We start from the raw sequence: 17,927 nt of genomic DNA, 5'->3' as shown, positions 1-17,927 counted from the left end.
GTTTGGCCTGATGTTTACACAGTTGAAGAGTTTGTTGAAGAACAACAAAATCATTCTAAAAATCCTCCTATTGGCACATTTGAGGGTTAATAAATTTGATCTTGATTTAGTCATCATTTGATAAATACTATTACAAGCCTGGAAAAAGATTCTAGGAGCAGAGAACGTATTAACAGAAAATCATATAATTGATGCTGCTGCCACTGCGACCTTTGCTACTAAACAGCGCGTACTAGCAATAATTAGACCGGGCGATCGCACCCAAGTACAAGAATGCGTTAAAATTGCCAATGAATACAAAGCACCCATTTATCCCATTAGTGGTGGTAAAAATTGGGGCTTTGGTTCTAGGGTTCCCCCCCAAGATGGCAATGTGATTATGGACTTGGGACGGCTGAATCAAATTATTGACTACAATGAAAAACTTGCTTATATTACAGTACAACCTGGGGTAACTTTTCGTCAGGTTTATGAGTATCTCCAGTCCGTAAAATCTAATTTATTTCTGTCTGTCATTGGTGGATCTCCTGAAGCTAGTGTCATTGGTAACACATTAGAAAGGGGAGACGGTTCAGGTCCTTTAGGCGATCGCTTTGCTCATGTTTGCGGGTTAGAAGTGATATTACCAACTGGAGAATGTATTCATACTGGATTTAGTCGTTTTGGTCATGCTAAAACCACTCGCCTTGCACGTTGGGGGGTTGGTCCTTATGTAGATGGAATTTTCACCCAGTCTAACCTGGGAATTGTCACCCAAATGACGGTCTGGCTGCTACCCATGCCTAAATATTACCAGACCTTTAGCTGTCGAGTTAATGATTATACAGGTTTAGCCAGACTACTGGATAGTGTGCAAACTTTAATCCTGCAAGGAACCATTCCAGAGAGTTGTTTTTACATCTGGAATTGTTACAAAGTTATAGCCAAAGAAGGAAGATACCCTTGGAAATTAACTCAGGGTAAAACACCCTTATCGTTACAAGAGATGAAAGGAATAGAACCTTGGTTTGCCGGTGGTTCATTATTTGCGAACAGCCAAGGGGAAGGTTTAGCACAACGTCAAATAGTTGCAGAAACCTTACCCCAGGAATTACAGCCAGTAGATTTTGCCCAGACAAATCCAGAGGAAGATGGATTAGGCGTACCCGATGATGAGAATATTAGAAGTACCTATTGGCGTAAAAAAACCAAGATTCCCCATGACCTTAATCCTGACCGGGATCAATGTGGCGTAGTGTGGCTGTGCCTATTGTTTCCCTTTGATGGTCAACAAATAGTTGAAGCCTTAGAAGTGATTGCTTCTACAATTAAACTTTATCAGTTTGAACCAAATTTGGGCATGAACTGTATATCAGCTAGGACTGTACGCCTGTTTATAGCCATTATGTATGATCGGGAGGTATCAGGGTCCGACACACAAGCCATGGACTGTCATGATCAATTACTAGAGTGGTTGTTAGCTGCTGGATACATACCCGACCGATTAGGAATTCAATCCATGAATTCTTTACCTCCAACACAAGATGATTATGCCCAATTTATGAGTAGTCTCAAACAAAACCTTGATCCTGAAAATATCTTAGCTCCAGGTAGATATGACTGCTTTTAAACAAGGGCGTTGCAGAGAAATCTCTGCAACAGGTCAAAAACTAATCTAACTGTCGTGCTACCAAGCGGGCAAATAATCCATCCTCCTGAACCAATTGATCATAATTTCCTACCTGTACTACTCGACCTGCTTCCACAACATAAATGCGATCAGCATTGCGAATAGTGCTGAGACGGTGGGCGATAACAATACGAGTGGCATTCATTTGATCTAAACTTTGAGTGACAATAGCCTGGGTTTGATTATCCAAAGCACTAGTAGCCTCATCCATCAACAGAACTTTAGGTTTTAAAACCAGCGCCCTAGAAATCAATAGCCTTTGTCTTTGTCCCCCAGAAAGGTTAGTTCCCCCTTCGCTAATTACCGTGTGCATTCCCATAGGCATAGCTTTAATATCTGCATCAAATCCTGCCATGCGGGCTGCTTCCCAGGCTTCATCCAAAGTAACTAAAGCCCCGGATGTAATACTGTCAAAAATTGGGGAAGAAGAAATGCGGACATTTTGCAGCACTACACCTAATTGTCGTCGTACTGCTGGCATATCCAGCCCAGCTAAATCTTGTCCATCGTAATAAATTGTGCCGCTGGCGGGAGTCTCAAAGCCCAATAACAGGCGAAATACTGTAGATTTACCACTGCCACTTGGTCCGACTATAGCAATAAATTCTCCCGGTTCTGCATGGATGCTGACATCATCCAGGGTGAGCGGACCATCTTCCCGATAGCGGAAAGTGACGTGATCTAAAGCAATGCGGCCAGTCAGTCGCCCGGGATCAGCTTTGGTGGGATCTGATTCTTGTTCTGTTTGCAGAATTGTTTTGGCTCGTTGCCACAAAGGAACAATTTCCAAAATATCAGTCAGAGTATTACTAATATTTGTGGCACTGCTAATAAACACACCAAAAGCCGAATTAAACGCCAAAAATGCCCCCGCTGATAGTCCGCTAGGGTTTCTCTGAACTGCCGCCATCTGAATAAACAGAATTGCAAACCAAAAGATCAGTATGGAACTGACCATAGATAGGGCTTCATTGAAAACTGTTAAACTATCGTTAATTCCTTGAACTTTTGATTGTAATTTGGCTCGATAACTATATTTTTTTGCCCATGCGGCAAATCCTCTTTCCTCGGCAGCAGCCACACGCAGTTTAGCTACACCGTTGATTAGTTCTACAGTAAATCCATCAATCTCTCCATCTAATTCTTCTTGTTTTCTCTGTTTGGCGATTAACATCCGACTGGAAATCACTGTCACAATCATCACTAAGACCGTTATACCAACACCCACTAAAGCTAGTTTCCAGCTATAGATAAACATCAGCCCTAAGTTGAGGAGTGCAAAGACTCCAGTTAAGAGTGTGCGTTGGGTAGAACCACTTAATTGACTGCGAATTTCACTCACCGCTAAGAGACGATTCACCAGATCCCCAGAGGCATACTGGCGAAAAAACCCAGGACTTAATTTGAGGATGCGATCCCATAAGGCAGGTTGTAGGGCAGCATCAGCGGCATTTTCTACTCTTAAGGTAATAATCTGTTGTGCTAATTCAAAGGTGGCTTTTCCCAAAGCAGCCGCAAATAAACCCAGTCCCAGTTGTAATAATAAGGAGCGATCGCTGTCGGGAATAGCATCATTAACTAAAATTGCCGTTGCCTGGGGAGTCACCATCCCCAGCAGTGATCCTAAAATACCCAAGATGAATATTAGTGCTACATCTTTTTCATACCCTCTGATACCAAAACGGAAAATATCTATGGCTTTGTTAATCAACGGTGGTAGGGGCCGATAAAATACATAGGCTTCCGGTTTGATGTTGGCGATAATGTTAGCATTGACGGGAATTTTACTTAAAGTCTCAGGATCGAATAGCAGATAAGAATTATTTAGACCTGGTAATAAAGCTACAGGTTGATCAGCCTTGGTGTAGGCTAACAAAGCGTCGTGTTCCTGTTTCCACCACTCCCCTATCAGCAATACTCGACGGGTTCGGCATTGGGAAGATCGGGCGATCGCTTCTAGGGGATCTTGCACCCTTTCCAGGTCTTCTGACTCCGCGGGGGGAAGAATTTTAATCCCCATGAATCTACCTACAGCCCCCGCTGCTATCAGTAAAGGAGTTCCTTCTGGTAGAAATGTTGCTTGTTGCGGTTCTAAGATTGAAGTTAGTTCTTCCATAGAACTTTCAATCATCCGGCGGTTAAATTCCTGCCTTTGCTGGAAACGCCGAAATTCTGACTCTATATGCTGCTGCTCTAAAACATTAAACAGGTGAAAAAAGTAAGTGTGTAACAGGGCTAAACTTGCCGGTAACTGTTGCACCTGTGCTATTTCTTGCAGGGGTGCTGTATAAACTTCAACCGGATTTTCCGCTTCCAACCAAGTACCACCTACCAAGGGTATGGGGGGAGAAGAACTATCTATGATGAAGTCTTCTATTCCTCTCCAGCGAGTTCTGCCTTGTTGACAGACTACCCACGATATATTTTGTCTTTTTTTGCCATTACCTGTGGAATATTGAGGAGGTACAAGGGTTTGCTCTTTCAGTAAAGATATGTAGTGAGTTCCTTCTGCTACAATACTATTGCTTGTCAACTGGTGATGCTGTTTTAGCCATTCTCCTAAGTGATAACACCACCCTTCTATGAGAGCGATCGCCTCCCAGTTACCATCTTTAACTTGCTCTAACAACTCCTCGAATGGTAGTTCCAGCAGTTCAGTTTCTTCTAGTGCTACTGCCAAAATGCCCCTAAACTCTTGAGATTGGCTGCTTAGTGCTAAACTAGCGCCAAATAAAGCTTCTCCAGCACCGACATTAAACAAAAAGCGGCGACCACCTTTCACCTGTGAGTTTTCCACCAAGATACCATGCAAGACTAAAGAACCTGACTTGACAAACCAAATTTTCTCAGGATCATTTAAAAGCAATGGTTCATTACCTTTAACAATACGTCCCTGCCGAGTAATAGTCATATTTATCCTTCCTCAGTACCTATTAATCGTGTATATACTCCAGGTTTGCTTCGTAATTCTTCGTGAGTACCCCGCTGTACTACTTTTCCCCGGGATAAGACAATAATTTCATCGCAATCACGAATCGTACTTAGTCTGTGAGCAACAACTAGACAAGAACAACCACGCCGACGCAGGTTTCTGTCAATGATCAACTCCGTTTCCGCATCCAGCGCACTAGTTGCCTCATCAAGAACCAATACGGATGGATTTCTCACCAAAGCCCTGGCAATTTCCAACCGCTGACGTTGACCTCCACTTAGATTCATTCCCCCCTCAGTAAGTTGGGTATTATACCCACCAGGCATATTCAAAATTAAATCGTGGATAGCGGCATCTTCACAGGCTCTGACTAGATCTTCTTCCGGTACGGTTGAATCCCAAAGAGTCAGATTTTCCCGCACAGTACCTGCAAACAGAAAAATTTCCTGCTCTACCATCGCCAGGGAATTGGCAAGAATAGGGCGAGTTATTTCCTGGCGAGGTATCCCATCCAAAAGGATATCCCCTGACCAGGGTTGATATAGTCCGGTGACTAACTTAGCCACAGTAGACTTACCTGAACCACTACCACCGACTAAGGCGACTCTTTCCCCTGGTTTTAAACTCAAGCTTAAATCTGAAATTAGAGGATCTTCTAAACGACTGTAGCCAAAGGTTAGTCCCCGCAGTTCTACATATCCTTGTAATTTAAATGACTCTTGAGTGTATGCAGGGGTGGAGTTTTGCTGGTCAACTTCGCGCTGGGCTTCGGTATCTATTGGGTTTTCTAAAACATCATCAAGACGGTTTAAATCTGCTTGTAAATCCTGTAGTGTACTACCAAAGTTAACTAATTCATTCACAGGGTCGAGAAATTGCTCAGTCAGAGCTTGGTAGGCAACCAGCGCCCCAATACTCAGACTGCCCTGCATCACTCTAAATCCCCCTACTACTAAAATGGAGGTGACAGCTAATGAGGTTAACACTGTCGGTAAGCTGCCTAGTATACCGCTGGAAAGTCCTAATTCCTGCTGGGCGTTAATGCTTTTGGCATAGTAACCGGCAAACTTAGAAAATAAATCAGACTCTAAGCCACTAGCTTTAACTGTTTCAATACTTTGAATACCACTAATAGCTACTCCAGCTACTTTCCCTGTTTCTTGAGATAATCTGATATTGGCATCAACTCGGTTACGGGAGAGGGATTGCAGGGCTACAAAGTTAGCTGAAGCAAAGAGAATGGCAATGAGAGTTAATACTGGATCGTAGAAGAACATAATCAAGGCATAAAGCACCATCATTAAGGAGTCTATGGCCGTGGTAGCCAAACGTCCTGATAGAACCTCCGCAACCTTATTGTTCAGTTGAGCGCGACTACTAATTTCTCCCGCAAAGCGTTGAGCATAAAACCCCACTGGTAAGCGGATGGTATGCCAGAGAAACTGACCAGACATAGTAACTGACAGTTTCAGTAGTAATTTTCGCAGATAGGAGAGCCGCAAGCGAGCTAACAAGCCTCTCAGCAAGGCTGCTACCACCATACCCAACAATAGGGGACGCAGCCAATCAGTACGGTTTTGAACTATAACTTCATCAATAAAGACTTGAGTAAAGGCAGGTACAGCCAAGCGAGGAATTGTCAGCAGCAATCCCGCCACCAAGGAAAAAATAATTGCTGTGCGGGAAGTCTGCAAGCGTGAGGCTAAGGCAGGAAGAATCCCTTTTTTCCTACCACCCTTCTTAAACTCTGGTCCGGGTTCCATCACCAGGACTACCCCTGTGAACCCTTGGTCAAATTCATCAAAAGTAATCTTTCTCCGACCATCTCCTGGATCGTTGAGATAGACAGTTTTACCAACAAACCCCTCCACTACTAAAAAGTGGTTGAAGTTCCAAAAGACGATAAAAGGAGGTTTAATTGTCTGTACATCTTCTAAAGATTTTCTAAATCCTTTGGCATTTAAACCGTACAACCGAGCCGCTTTGAGTACGTTGGAGGCTTTGCTACCATCTCTGGATACTCCACATTCTCGACGCAATTCTGTTAAGGGAACCATCCGACGGTAATAGCCCAAGATAATACCAAGGGCAGCCGCCCCACATTCTACAGCTTCCATTTGCAGTAAGGTAGGAGTTCGGACGTAACCTCTATCCTTTGGTCTGATCAAGTTAGAAATAAATGCTATGGACATAATTTACTAATAAATACCAGTAATGGATCTAAAGATGGGGATAACGTAGGCTATGGGTGCAATTTCTCCTACTTTGACTCGGACTTGTACTGTAGTTCCCGGAGATAGCTGGATATCGGGACCTTGAGAGGAAGACCATTGATAGCCACTCTTAGTATTGTCGGTTTTCAGTTCGGCAAAAATTTGGATCGGGGCGTTCCCTCCTCCTGATGCCAAACCTTGGGCTAGACTTTCTGCTAGATTTTGGTTGCCAATGACAGTTGACATATCTTGTATAGTCACAGGAAATGGTGTAACGTTTGTGACATTGCCTAGAATACCGCCAAATCTTTCTCGCTTTACTAGACTAGGGGTAACTTGAACCTCCATGCCCTGTTTAACTTGCTTACCATCCTTATCAGCAAAGTACATAACGCTCATGAGTTTGGCTGCTGCTCCTTGGGAGTTAATTGCCCCTAGACGAGAACCTCCAGACACTATCTGCCCTGGCAAAACTGATAATTCTAAAACCTTGCCATCATAATCACTGATAATTTTGCTCTTTAGTTCTATTTCTCTTTCTATTTGAGCTATTCTTCTTCTCACCTCTTCGATATTATTCTTTCTATTAATCCGTGCTTCTAATTCTTCTTGATCTAATCTGGCTAGTTGACTTTTAACTTCTTGGAGTTTGCTATTGATCTCGTCAATGGTATTCAAGCTTTGCTGATATTGTCTTTCCAGATCAGCTCGCTGCACTTGATTTTCTTGCAGTTTAACGTTAAGTTCGTTGCTTTGGTTGATCGAATCTAAATACTGTCGTTCTGTATTTACCTGTTCTAGTTGTAGCTGTTTTTGTTGGGCTTCCAGATCAGAGAGTCGGGCTAGACTATCAAAATATTCTCTTTGGGCGCTTAATATCAGATCCGCACTGACAATTTTTTGTTCATACAATTGGCGGCGAGCTGCTAGCTGTGTTTCCAGTTGGGGTAGCAATTTATTAATTTCCTCTATGCGATCATTAAGACCTTCTCTTCTTTGTTGAATAGACTCAATACTTCTTTGACGCAGACTTGGTAAAACTTTTTGATCATTACTCAGTCGTTTTTGAATTACTTCACGACTTTGGTCTAGTAGGATGAGATTTTTTCTGCGTAACTCTGGCATGATCGACTCTCGCTTTAAGCTCAGTTTCAGGTTAACCTGCTGTTTGTCCAGATTTATCCTTTCTGAAGCGAGTCTAGTTTTGAGTGCTAAGTTACTGTCCTGTGCTTGAGTCAATAGTTCTGCCAGCTTTTGTTTTTCTTGCTGTAGTTGCTTTTCTAGAGAAGGTTGGCTGATAATGCCAATGATGTCTCCTTTTTTGACTTCATCTCCAGGTTGAACTTTGAGTTCAACTACTGTCCCATCACCAGGTGCTTGCAATTGGATGACGCTGCGGGGATATAACAACACACCTTGTCCGGTAACTGTGAGGGGAAGGCGACCAAGGACACTCCAGATTGCGGCTATTGTCACCAAAGATGTCAATCCGGCTAATGGTATCCAAGCTCTAGGATTGACAACATTCATAAGTTGGTCGAGCCTTTCTGGTGAAGATAGGCGTTCTAGGGATTCCTCACGAAATAGTTTTTTGGATGAATCTGACATAACAATTAACTCACTGATGATTTATATTTGCTGAGGGTTTAACTGACTTTTAATCGTTTGAGCATCCAGTCAAATCTTGCTCCTCCCAGAGTCAAGTTATCCATGATGTCCAAATCAATTTCATCTTCGTAGGCTGTTTCTAAATCTAGACTTTGACCGATTTGGTAACGACCTTTGCCGTATCCCAAACGGCTAATTAGACCTTGCAATCTCCCCGCCAGTAGCAAACAAACAACTCGATAAAAACGGGATGCTGTTCCTACATCTTGCTGTAGTTTTACTAATAGTTGTTGTTCGCTAATTCTCAGTAAAATGGAATTTTCTAAGGCTGTTAAGGTTGAGGTTGAGGTGGGTTTATCTATGGCGATCGCTTCTCCAACAATTTCTCCTCTGTAAAGACGGATGATCTCTTGTTCTAATAATCCATCTGGCTGTTCATCGTTTTCTAGAAGCCCGAAAACACTAAACAGCCGATTGGGTTGTTCTTCTTTGACTAAAACCGCCATTACTCCTTGGAGGATAATATCCAGATTTTCGATTTGCTGGCCATTGCGGATGAGAACTTCTCCCGCTGATATTTGTATCAATCTTCCCGCCCCTAACATCCAATCAACGTCGCTGTCACTCAGTTCTCCAAAAATGAGCGGTACATCCTCTAGGGGCGGAATTTGTCCTTTTTGCTGACGTAAAAAGTGCTGTACTAGTTGTCGCCAACGTTCTGACAGTAAAGTAGCAATTCCCCGATAAAATCGGGCGGCAAAACCAAAGTCATCTGCTATTTTCTCTTGCAGTTTGGCGGAGGAAATAGCTAGGAGATCGGAATTTTGTCTTGCTTTTACAGTCATTATTCCTGGAGTTATTTCTAGTGCAGATATTTTGCCAATCACTTCTCCAGGGTTAAAGCTGGAAATTTCTGCTTCTAAATCTTGGTCTTCCTCCAGGGCAGCAAAAACACGCCCCAACCTACCACCTTGATTTTGACTAATACTGCCGCTGAGTTTACCGCTAATTACTAGATATAAATAATCAGGCGATCGCCCTTGTTCAATTAACACATCTCCTGATGCAATTTTCTCTATGTTTCCGTTTTCTTTCAGCCATTGGATATCGCTATTACTTAACTGTTTGTGAAAAAGGTCTATCATAATTTCACCTATTTAATCATCAAGGTTTAAAAGGTTGGACTTACAGGGGTGTAATTTCACAACCTGGGGAAAGCAGATGTTTAACATCATTGAGGGCTGATTCTATCAGGAATACTCCTTGTGCAGATGCTAATTCTTCCAGTCTCAGAGTTGTTAAAGCTATCAATATTGACATTTCTTCTTGTCTTGTTTTGGCTGATTGGCGAAACTTTTGGTCAAATTCTTCTATATTTTCCGCTGCTGTTTTCACCAGCCTTTGTAAAACTATAAACGCCCCTTGGGAAAGTGAAGGCTCTCCCCGATAATTTTCTAATCTACCTCCTTGACGATAGGTGGGAAAAGCTTCTAAACCGACAAAGTGTAAAAACCAATCTGCCCGATAATAACCTATAGCGTTGACAATTCCTCGATAATCTGCAATCAACTCATCGAGTATATTATTTCGCATCGAGCCAAACCAACGGCGTGTTACATAATGGGTGCATTCATGTTCTAAGCGAATTTTGACTGATAGTTCTAACCATTGTTGTTCCTCCAGCCCTAACTCAGCCCCCCTAACGTTGCTATATACTCCTGAACTCAATAAAATAAATCGGTCTCGATATAGTTCTGGATGTTGAATTAAGTTTTGAAATTCCGTTTCCCAATTTGACTGATTTTGATCTTGTTGTTTCTCTAACCATTCCTGTTGATATTGTCTTACCCGATCCCAGTTGTTATATCCTTGCACAATACAAGCACCCATTGATTCTGGAATAGAGTGCGGTTCATTGCGTTTAGTTAAAGCTTGGACTAAGCTAACAAAATCATGTCTATTACCTGCTACTAAAACCGGAATCCCACCCGCTAAGGTTTGATGAATATATAGTTGCAGATTTTCTGGTGCTAGTAAAGTTAGCCCGGTAGCCATTTTCATCTGTGCAGTTGATTTGCCTTTGCGAGTTGCAGACCGATATTCTGATGTTTCACTGATACCTCCGACAATCGGAAATTGCAGTTGCACCAAATGGGTCTGCAACGTTGCATAAGCCCCTATAAGATGAGATTCCTGGACATATTGCTCCCAGGTAGCAAGATAAGGTTCAGATTCGCTTTGGAGCAGGTATTCTACCCCAGGAAGAGTAAAAACATTTTGATTGTAAGCCAGTAGTTCCAGAACTTCTGACTCATTAGCTCCATAAGCTGCTAAAGTATCGGTGCAAAATTTTAAGGAATTCATTGCTACCGCCAAGAGCAAAAAAAAAGGTATGTTATGGTTAATAATAGATGAAAAAGTTGTTGTATAATTTACTCGGATGTTTTATTTTTGTAACATTTTTCATAATTTCGGTATTTAAGCCATGTCAAAAATTATTTCTATCCACTCTTATCGGGGCGGTACTGGTAAATCAAATACCACAGCCAATTTGGCAACGTTGGTTGCTAGTCAAGGACATCGTGTTGGGATTATTGACACTGACCTCCCTTCCCCTGGAATTCATATTCTATTTGGTTTAGGAGATCTACAAGGCCGTACAACTCTGAATGATTTTCTGTGGGGGAAGAATAAAATCAGCGATGCTGCCCATGATGTGAGTTATGTTTTAGAAGGACAGGGTACTCCCAATAGTAAACTTTACTTAGTCCCAGCCAGTGTCAAAGTTAATGATATTTCTCGGATATTAAGACAAGGTTTTGATCCAGAATTGTTATTTGCAGGATATGAGCATCTGATTAAAACCCTGAACTTAGATTATTTATTTATTGATACTCATCCTGGTCTAAGTGAAGAAACTTTACTTTCTTTAACAGCTTCCCAAGTTGTGCTGTTGATTTTGCGACCTGATCAACAAGATTTTCAGGGAACAGCCGTGACAGTAGATGTGGCCAGCCGTCTCAAAGTCCCTCAGATGTTTCTCATAGTTAATAAAGCCCTACCCGAATACGACTTTGAACAAATGAGCCAACAAGTCACAAATACATATAATGTACCAGTATTGGGTATTCTGCCAGACTCTCAGGATATGCTGCGTTTAGCCAGTCAAGGGATATTCACCATCAAATATAAAAACCACGCTATCAGTAAAGTTATGCAAAGAATGGCTCAACAAATTACTGGTAAAACATTTACTATTTAAACTAATAGCTAAACCATATTGGACTAGCAGACGTGCCTTATTTAATCTACGCTCCTGCAACTGGTAACCAAAAAGTTTATCAATTAACACTGGGAGTTAACACCATTGGTCGCCAAATAGATAATACTATTGTTCTCATTGATCAAACTGTATCTCGTTACCACGCCCAAATTCATGTCACTCCTAACTGTGTGACAGTTCATGATCTGGGAAGTCGTAATCACACTTTTGTCAATGGAATGCAAATCGGTGATATTTATCAAATTTGTGAAGGTGACCAAGTTGCTTTTGGTAGTTCCTCTTTTAAATTTGTTCACCACCTGACTACATCTGGGTTAGAGCAGTTTGAGGCTAAACAACAATATTTAGGCAATAATTTCAAACAAATTCCTATCCCCCAAGTTCCTGAAAAACTGGAAAATTTATTAGACCAACAGTCTAGCGATGACTCTGTTCTTAACTTCAATACTCACACCCAGGAACACCAAGTAAACAAACTGAAAATTCTCCTAGAAATAAGTAAACAACTTTGTTCTCCCAACGAACCCAATGAACTTTTGCAGAAGATACTAGATCTACTATTTCAAATTATGAAAATTGATCGGGCGGTAATTCTCTTAGTAGATGAAGATTCCCAGAAACTAGAAGCAAAAGCAGTCAAGTCAAGGGAGTATATTCATAATACGCAAGATTTTTACAGTCGTAAAATCGTTAATCTTGCTTATAAAAGTGGAGATGCAATTATCACGGAAAACCCCCAGGTTGATTTTAATGACTCTGCGTCTATTGTGCGATCTGGGATTGAGAATTGTATGTGTGTTCCTCTGAAAAACTATAAGGAAACTATTGGGGTATTATACGTCGATAATTTATCTCCCATGGTTCGTTATACTGGTGAAGATTTAGAGTTTTTAAGTGCTTTAGCTAACCAAGCAACAGCAGCTATTCATATGTTTCGGGAGTTCCACAAACGAGAACAGAAGCTAAAACAACAAGTATTATCATTGCAAATTCAAATCGACCAATCGAAGAAAGAAAGCGAAGTTGCTGAGATTGTTGGAGGTGATTTCTTTCAAAATTTGCAGCAACGTGCGGATCGACTCCGAAACAATAACAATATTAGCTGAAATACGCTGACAGATAGCTGAAACTGTTCCCTGCCTCAACGAAAGGACTTTTTCAGCAAACCCTAAGTAAGTCTCAAAGTGTCATAAGTGCTTCACCAAAAGTTACAAATTGAGAAAAGTTATAGTTCTTAATTGCCTGAAACCTGAATAAAATACTGAAGAAAACTGAACTTTTATGTATTGACTGTGGCAGTGAGGGAATTTATTATGTATAGTATTCAATTTAAATAACACCAGGGAGTTGACCATGAGTCTTGAATCTGTTTTGCAGCCAGGATGACAATGGCTTTTAGATTTGAGATATAGCCTGATTATTTTCTTACCATTCAAGTTGAACATCCTTTGACATACACACACATTTTATATGAATCAAACAATTTCCTTTACTCAAGGCGCGCAAATATCTACCATCAGTGTTAGCGATCGCTTATGTTTTGCAATTCAACCTTTTGTTCAAGAAATTTTTAATTATTTGGTTGAATTGAAAAATTTTAAACAAGCAATTCTACAAGCAGCAAATAAACACAAAAAAATAGCAGATATATTTTTTGATATTGATACAAACCAAGTAGAGAGTAGCTTCTCTTTAAAAAAACAATTTCTTTTAATTGATAACAATCCTCTGATAGCTTTGTTATTTAATAATACAAAGTATCCACCATTTTTAGGTAAACATGGTGTAGAAATCCTGGAAGATGCAGCAATATTACCGGAAATAAAAAAACTTTTTTATCTTTGCGGACAGTCAAAAAACACTTATCAGGAAATTTCTCAACAAATTAGTGATCCGGCAATACTTTTATTAGATAAATGGATAAAGTGGAGGATTGTTCAAGAGCAACCTCCTCACAGAAACATAAATTATCAAAATTCACCAGGGGTTATTCGTCTGCAACACGCATCATTACTTTACAGAAGTAACACCACGGGAGTTTTAGTAGATCCTCACCTCCATTCAAATTATGGTATTCTTTTTTTGAAAGATGATATTACTAGGGCTAAATTAGAAGGTCTAGTGGATGCGATTTTAATTTCCCATAGTCACTATGACCACTGGCATTATCCCACCTTAATGATGTTTCCGGCTGATATTCCCATCATCGTTCCCAAAGTACCCCAAGGAACAATTACTTGTGAGGATATGGAAGCGAGATTAAAAAGCCTTGGGTTTGAGAATGTGATTGCGGTTGATTGGTATGCTGAACCAATTACAGTTGGGGACATAGATATTCATGTTTTACCGTTTTACGGAGAACAACCTTTAGTTCCCGAATATGATCAGCCAAAATATCCAGAATTAAGAAACTGGGGAAACACATATTTACTCCGCACAGAAAATTATACATCTTGGTTTTTAATTGATGCTGGTACTGAGCCAGCAGGTTCTATGCTAGAAGTAGCAGAATACGTTAAACAAAAGTTTGATGTCGATCACATTATCAGTAATTTCCAGCCATTATCCTATAACTCAATTGGTACAGATTTATCAAGTTGGGGGATAGATATTGTTGGTAACTTACTGAGTAATCCGCAAATATTTTCTGTTACTAATAAACAAGAGGGAGAATATATTTCTACATTGGGACCAAAGGGAGTGGCAGCAATTTCTGCTATTGTGGGAGCCAAATCTTGCTTACCCTATGCGCACAGTTGGGCGGAATTAGGTAGCTATACAACTCAGGATGAATTACTAATTAAAGAAACCCAAGAAGAACTGAAGAAAATCGGAGCATCTACAAAAGTAATTCCTTGGCATATTGGTGAGGGTTATTTCTACCAAGACAAGCACACAATTTGCCATCAAGTATTTAATTAAAGCATTTGCGGTGAAAATCTTTGAAAATCGTTAATGTTAATACTGACAACATCCTTAAATTTATTGATGGCTGATGATTAACTCCTCATTAACAGATTATATACAACTTGTTGAACCTTACACCCCCTCAACTTTAATTTCTCCCACCTATTGGTTAAAAATTAAAGCTGTGGCTGATTTTCTGCCTAGAAATATCACCTCTTTTTTCGGGTTTGAATGTCCTTTAGGAATTGCAGAACCTCAGAGTGATTTTTTAATTTGTACAGACGCAGAAGCATCTGAAAGGAAAATATTAGCTTCAGAAAATGGTGAGTTACTACCGGAGCTAATTTCTGCTCCTATTTGGCAACAAATAAATCAATTTAGTAAAGAATGGCAAAGTCAGGTTTCTATCCTGCATGAGAAAGTCAATAATATCTGGCTAGAATTTGATATTAATGATTATCAAGGTGATTTACCATTACCGAGTTGTTTCTTTGGTGCGGAAAGTCTTTATTCTAGGAAATCACCGCATGGAAATATAGCTGATAATGATAGCTATGAATGGATTACCAGAAATGCTTTTCCATTGCTCGTTAATGCAAATTTACCAGAGTCAGTAGAAGCAACATTTTGTAATTGTTTAGATCTTTTACCGCCAGAAGCTTATGTTTTCCAAATTGGCTTAATGTTAGCCAGAAATATTAAAAATCAGGTGCGAGTTTGTATTAGGAATATTTCGCCAGTAGAAATAACAGCATATTTACAACAAATTGGTTGGACTGGTGCGCCGGATATTCTCCAGGGATTTTTGACAGAGCTTTCTGGTTTAGTTGACAGAATTGATTTAGATATTGATGTTGGTGAGAGTGTTGCACCTAAAATTGGTTTAGAATGTTATCTACTCCAACAACCAAAATTAGAACCTAAATGGCAACTATTCCTAAATTATCTGGTGGATAGAAATTTGTGTCTTTCTTCAAAGCAAGCCGCTTTATTAGATTATCCTGGATTTATCCGCGAGAAGAATTATCAAGGTATTTGGCCGAGTTACCTGGCTAAAGATTTACAGGAAAATAATTCTGAGTCCGTCTTTTTTAGGCGAATACATCACATCAAAATTGTTTATCAAAATGACCAGCCACAACTAGCAAAAGCTTATTTGGCGATGGAATACTTTTTGATAACTTCAGATTTTGTACAGCATTTCCGGGAACTGAATAATTCTAGTGTTTAACTTTTCCGTTTTCGATTAAATACCCATCATCGCCGTACTGTTAACAAATTAGTTTATCTTGGGGAGCAATAAATATGTTGGTATCAGAAATTTTACAAGGATTGCCTAATTTTCTAGAATGGATGGTTTTATTTAATCTGGGTGCAATTCGGCAATTGACAGATGATGCGATCGCCAGGGAAATGTATCATTTACCTGAAGATATTGACTTAGCTCCTTACTCTCATGTAGTGCTGACAAGTCACGGCAGATTTTTAGCGGCTGAGAATAAGTCTTGGTTAAGCGAACCTACCTCTGGTCAGGGTTGGTCTCCAAAAATGATCAAATCTTCTTTAGCTCAACGTTTCTCTGAGCAGTTGTCACTGTTTGCAGTGGATGAAGCTGACTGTCTGGGTTTAGGGGAACAGTCTCCCTTTGCTCCCGTTTTACTGCATATTAAAATTAACCCTGAAGGACACGGAGAAGCCCAAGCTATTTTTACAGAACAACCTTCTGGAAAACATTATGAACTGCTGCAAGCAGTGGGAGTTAAATTTCTGGGAGGAGAAACCAAGGAAAACTACTATTTAGCCCAGTTTCGGAATCGTTTACCAGTTCACATTCACGCGGGTATTCTTTCCCATTTCAGTCGCACTGGCCATTGCAATATATTTTTCCTGCAACATGGAAATATTGACCCCTTATTAGAAGGGGGTTTACTCAAAGCTGCGGAAGTTCGGATCAAATTCGGTAAAAATCGGGCTTTGGCAGCTGTAGCCCAATTAGCAACCGCAGCCTGTACAGATGGCAATTTAGCCATGACTTGTCAACCTCCAGCCCCTGAACCATCTTTTGCCTATGGTGATTTAGTTCCTTTGGGGTTTGTTTTACAAGCTTTAAATCTTGCTAGTTTATCTGATGTGGAAGCAGAGAGAATTTTAGAATCACGTCAGACCTTAAACCAGTTTTTAGCAGACAATCGTCAAGGAAAACTTTGGGCTTTTCACACAGGACGCTTAGTAACCGCTACGGATTCAGCTTTGATTTTACAAGGTTTTAAAGACGAGGAATCCATTGCAGCTTTAGAAATATTTGCTGATGGAGAAGGTGGGTACTATCCCCAACTGTGGTCTGAGGAAGAGGAAGCAGGGAAAATGCTTTTTGATCACAGTTGTCGCCACTGGTGTCAAGTTGATTATGCCACAACTTGTTTAATTAGGGGATTGCAACGCCAAGCATGGTTAACCACAAACACTACCATTGATTATTTACAAGCTGGTTTTGCACAACGTAGCGGTTTGTATTTTGCCAATCCTTATTTAGTAGATTATACTCTGGCCTGTGCAATTGAAAATGATGCGGCGGCTGAATTTTTGCGTGAGCAATTGCTGAATGAGATTTTAACGAGTATGAATGCTGATTATTCCTTTGGCAAGTATGATGTGGCCTTTTCTACAGCCTTGGCAATTTTGTCTATGGCTAGGCTAGGGTTTAGGGGGAGAACTCTCAGAAGTTGCCAATTGCGTTTGTTAGATTTTATGGAAAAGGATGGCAAGTTTCCTGTATGTACACCTTTTTATTCTAGTTTAGCTATTGATCCTAAAATTCCCATGAAACATATCTTGGGATTATTGTTAAACCATCGTTTAGCTAGTGGTGAGCAACCACAACAAATAAAAAAAGTAGAGGAGGAATATCATAGTATCTCTCTTTATATTGACACCTATCAAATGATTTCTACTGCGGTAGCTGCTTTGGCTTTAGCTGAAAATTGTTCCCCGGAAATATACGATTTAAATTCCTGGGAGTCTTCTACTGCAAATATACATCCCCGGTATCAATGTTCTCATCATTGTGAGTATATTACCAAATTTGCCTTACCTACTTATATCCAAGGAACATAATGTAAAATCTCTGAAAGTATCTTCCCTCTTGCATGAGTGCCGGGAGCATCCCAAATGTGCAAATTTATTTTGCTCTAACTAGGGTTTGCTGAATAAACCTAAAACCTTGATATATCAAAGGTTAGAGGCTGATAAACACAGAAATTAGTGCAAGGGTTTTGAAGGGTATACCGGAAAAAGTGTGCATTTTTTGGGATTTCA

General features: G+C 40.4%; 11 protein-coding genes. 6 read left to right on the top strand and 5 right to left on the bottom strand.

Annotated features, from left to right (window positions below; all coding sequences use genetic code 11):
- Positions 1 to 124: 124 nt before the first annotated feature.
- Positions 125 to 1,609, top strand: coding sequence for an FAD-binding oxidoreductase (locus tag FFR48_RS15690; RefSeq protein ID WP_137668005.1), 1,485 nt, complete (start codon positions 125 to 127; stop codon positions 1,607 to 1,609).
- 40 nt (positions 1,610 to 1,649) lie between these two features.
- On the opposite strand, the gene FFR48_RS15685 is transcribed toward FFR48_RS15690, so the two are convergent.
- The 5 genes from FFR48_RS15685 to FFR48_RS15665 are packed head-to-tail and all read right to left on the bottom strand — an operon-like array spanning position 1,650 to position 10,786.
- Entirely contained in the window at positions 1,650 to 4,580 is a 2,931-nt protein-coding gene (locus FFR48_RS15685; protein WP_137668004.1) for an NHLP bacteriocin export ABC transporter permease/ATPase subunit, read from the bottom strand.
- A 2-nt stretch (positions 4,581 to 4,582) separates the two neighbouring features.
- Positions 4,583 to 6,793: an NHLP family bacteriocin export ABC transporter peptidase/permease/ATPase subunit gene (locus tag FFR48_RS15680; protein ID WP_137668003.1), complete on the bottom strand. Its 2,211-nt coding sequence runs from the start codon at positions 6,791 to 6,793 to the stop codon at positions 4,583 to 4,585.
- A 6-nt stretch (positions 6,794 to 6,799) separates the two neighbouring features.
- Positions 6,800 to 8,422, bottom strand: coding sequence for an NHLP bacteriocin system secretion protein (locus tag FFR48_RS15675; protein WP_137668002.1), 1,623 nt, complete (start codon positions 8,420 to 8,422; stop codon positions 6,800 to 6,802).
- A gap of 38 nt (positions 8,423 to 8,460) precedes the next feature.
- The gene (locus tag FFR48_RS15670) at positions 8,461 to 9,567 is read right to left on the bottom strand and encodes a cyclic nucleotide-binding domain-containing protein (RefSeq protein ID WP_137668001.1); all 1,107 of its coding nucleotides are present in this window, start codon (positions 9,565 to 9,567) and stop codon (positions 8,461 to 8,463) included.
- A 40-nt stretch (positions 9,568 to 9,607) separates the two neighbouring features.
- Positions 9,608 to 10,786: a DUF7005 family protein gene (locus tag FFR48_RS15665; RefSeq protein ID WP_137668000.1), complete on the bottom strand. Its 1,179-nt coding sequence runs from the start codon at positions 10,784 to 10,786 to the stop codon at positions 9,608 to 9,610.
- A gap of 121 nt (positions 10,787 to 10,907) precedes the next feature.
- Between FFR48_RS15665 and FFR48_RS15660 the strand changes: the two genes are divergently transcribed.
- The 5 genes from FFR48_RS15660 to FFR48_RS15640 all read left to right on the top strand — a co-directional run bounded on the left by FFR48_RS15660 (position 10,908) and on the right by FFR48_RS15640 (position 17,726).
- A complete protein-coding gene (locus tag FFR48_RS15660) occupies positions 10,908 to 11,684 on the top strand; it encodes a MinD/ParA family ATP-binding protein (protein ID WP_137667999.1) in 777 nt (258 codons plus the stop codon).
- 32 nt (positions 11,685 to 11,716) lie between these two features.
- A complete protein-coding gene (locus tag FFR48_RS15655; protein WP_137667998.1) occupies positions 11,717 to 12,811 on the top strand; it encodes a GAF domain-containing protein in 1,095 nt (364 codons plus the stop codon).
- Positions 12,812 to 13,175: 364 nt separating this feature from the next.
- The gene (locus tag FFR48_RS15650; RefSeq protein ID WP_137667997.1) at positions 13,176 to 14,627 is read left to right on the top strand and encodes an MBL fold metallo-hydrolase; all 1,452 of its coding nucleotides are present in this window, start codon (positions 13,176 to 13,178) and stop codon (positions 14,625 to 14,627) included.
- A 73-nt stretch (positions 14,628 to 14,700) separates the two neighbouring features.
- Complete coding sequence (locus FFR48_RS15645; RefSeq protein ID WP_137667996.1) at positions 14,701 to 15,843, top strand: hypothetical protein; 1,143 nt, start codon at positions 14,701 to 14,703, stop codon at positions 15,841 to 15,843.
- 74 nt (positions 15,844 to 15,917) lie between these two features.
- The gene (locus FFR48_RS15640) at positions 15,918 to 17,726 is read left to right on the top strand and encodes a hypothetical protein (protein WP_137667995.1); all 1,809 of its coding nucleotides are present in this window, start codon (positions 15,918 to 15,920) and stop codon (positions 17,724 to 17,726) included.
- The last annotated feature ends 201 nt before the right edge of the window (positions 17,727 to 17,927 follow it).

Origin of the sequence: Sphaerospermopsis reniformis (assembly GCF_005402885.1) — a bacterium.
Classification (GTDB): domain Bacteria; phylum Cyanobacteriota; class Cyanobacteriia; order Cyanobacteriales; family Nostocaceae; genus Sphaerospermopsis; species Sphaerospermopsis kisseleviana.
Note: the sequence above shows the minus strand (reverse complement) of the source record. Positions and strands in the feature narration are given on the sequence as shown.

Coding starts and splice junctions, on each gene's coding strand:
- FFR48_RS15660 (WP_137667999.1), top strand. CDS start 10,908: ATGTCAAAAATTATTTCTATCCACTCTTATCGGGGCGGTACTGGTAAA.
- FFR48_RS15665 (WP_137668000.1), bottom strand. CDS start 10,786: ATGAATTCCTTAAAATTTTGCACCGATACTTTAGCAGCTTATGGAGCT.
- FFR48_RS15675 (WP_137668002.1), bottom strand. CDS start 8,422: ATGTCAGATTCATCCAAAAAACTATTTCGTGAGGAATCCCTAGAACGC.
- FFR48_RS15645 (WP_137667996.1), top strand. CDS start 14,701: ATGATTAACTCCTCATTAACAGATTATATACAACTTGTTGAACCTTAC.
- FFR48_RS15670 (WP_137668001.1), bottom strand. CDS start 9,567: ATGATAGACCTTTTTCACAAACAGTTAAGTAATAGCGATATCCAATGG.
- FFR48_RS15640 (WP_137667995.1), top strand. CDS start 15,918: ATGTTGGTATCAGAAATTTTACAAGGATTGCCTAATTTTCTAGAATGG.
- FFR48_RS15650 (WP_137667997.1), top strand. CDS start 13,176: ATGAATCAAACAATTTCCTTTACTCAAGGCGCGCAAATATCTACCATC.
- FFR48_RS15685 (WP_137668004.1), bottom strand. CDS start 4,580: ATGACTATTACTCGGCAGGGACGTATTGTTAAAGGTAATGAACCATTG.
- FFR48_RS15680 (WP_137668003.1), bottom strand. CDS start 6,793: ATGTCCATAGCATTTATTTCTAACTTGATCAGACCAAAGGATAGAGGT.